At 75.1% G+C, this 1,271-nt stretch carries 1 protein-coding gene and 1 pseudogene; both read right to left on the bottom strand.

What is annotated here, in order from left to right; translation table 11 throughout:
- Positions 1-548, bottom strand: a pseudogene (locus AB0M20_RS44225) (hypothetical protein); the annotation flags it as partial.
- Positions 545-1,271 (bottom strand): GGDEF domain-containing protein (locus AB0M20_RS44230; protein ID WP_364307552.1); only part of this gene is annotated, 727 nt, incomplete at its 5' end. The gene AB0M20_RS44230 and the pseudogene AB0M20_RS44225, both read right to left, overlap by 4 nt.

Consider the following 1,271-nt stretch of genomic DNA (forward strand, 5'->3'; position numbering starts at 1 on the left):
CCAGCGGGTTCGGGTAGCTGGTCGGCGCCGCGGTAGAAGTCGCGGAGCCGGTCGCGGACCTTGGGTGTCTGACCGGCGGCGAGCGGGGTGGGCGGCCAGCCGGTCGTGGTGATCAGGGTGCGGCCGGGCCGCAGCCCGGCCAGGAACGCCGACTGCAGTGTCTGCACCGGCATCCGCGCCTGCTGGTCGCGCGGGAGGCCGAACGCCCGGCAGGCCCGATCCAGGATCCGGTCGCGGCGGCCGGCGGCGATGTGCAGCTCGCAGGTGGCGCAGGTGGCCCATCTGTCGCCGAACATCTGCCCGGTACCGCTGTGCGTGCCGCTGACGATGCCGGCGACCAGGGTCGCGCCGGTCAGCGCCCAGATCGGGAAGGGGTCGCTGCAGAAGTCGCAGGTGCGGCGGACCGTGGGCAGGGTGCGCGACGGCACCGGCACCGGTTCGTGGCCGGTGCCGGGCTGGTCGAGCGGGTGCAGGTAGCGGGGCGGGTCGCCGAGGGTGTTCAGCGGTGTGGTGCAGACCTGGCAGGCCATCTCCTCGTGCATGCTCACGCCCCCGCCCCGCCGTGCCCGTGGCCATCCCCCGGCTCGTAGCCCTCCAGTGGCCCGTGCCCGTGCAGGTCCCGCAGCCGCGGGCCGCGGCGCCCGCGGGCATGCGGCATGGTCATGCCGCGGTGGAAGACGACCCGGCGGGCGCCGCCGGCGGTCTTGGCGTGGTACATGGCGATGTCGGCCAGCCGCAGCGCCGCCGCGCACGGCACGCTGGTGCTGGTCAGCGAGATGCCGACGCTGGCGGTGGGCACGACGGTGATGGGGTCGCCGTCGACGGTCAGGGTGACCGGCTGGGCGATCATGGTGACGAACATGTCGGCGGCGCGGTCCAGGTTGCCGTACAGCGGCAGCCACGCGGCGAACTCGTCGCCGGACAGCCGGGCGGCCACCCCGAGGTGCAACCGGGCGGCCTCGTCGATGCGGCGGGCGACCTCGGTGAGCAGGTCGTCGCCGGCGGCGTGCCCGAGCACGTCGTTGATCTGCTTGAAGCCGTCGATGTCGATCAGCACGACCGACGCGGCCCGGCCGGGACGCGCGGCGGCGTCCGCGGCGTGGGCGGTGAGCAGGCCGTCGCGGTTGTACAGGCCGGTGAGCCGGTCGCGCAGCAGCCGGCGGCGGGCCTCGTCGAGGGCGGCGGTGAGCCGCCGCACGGCGTGCCGGTTGCTCAGCCGGTTGCTCAGCCATCCGGCGGTGAACGCCAGGACGGTGATCGCCGCGCACGTG

The sequence above is a fragment of the Actinoplanes sp. NPDC051633 genome, from assembly GCF_040681735.1.
Lineage (GTDB): Bacteria > Actinomycetota > Actinomycetes > Mycobacteriales > Micromonosporaceae > Actinoplanes.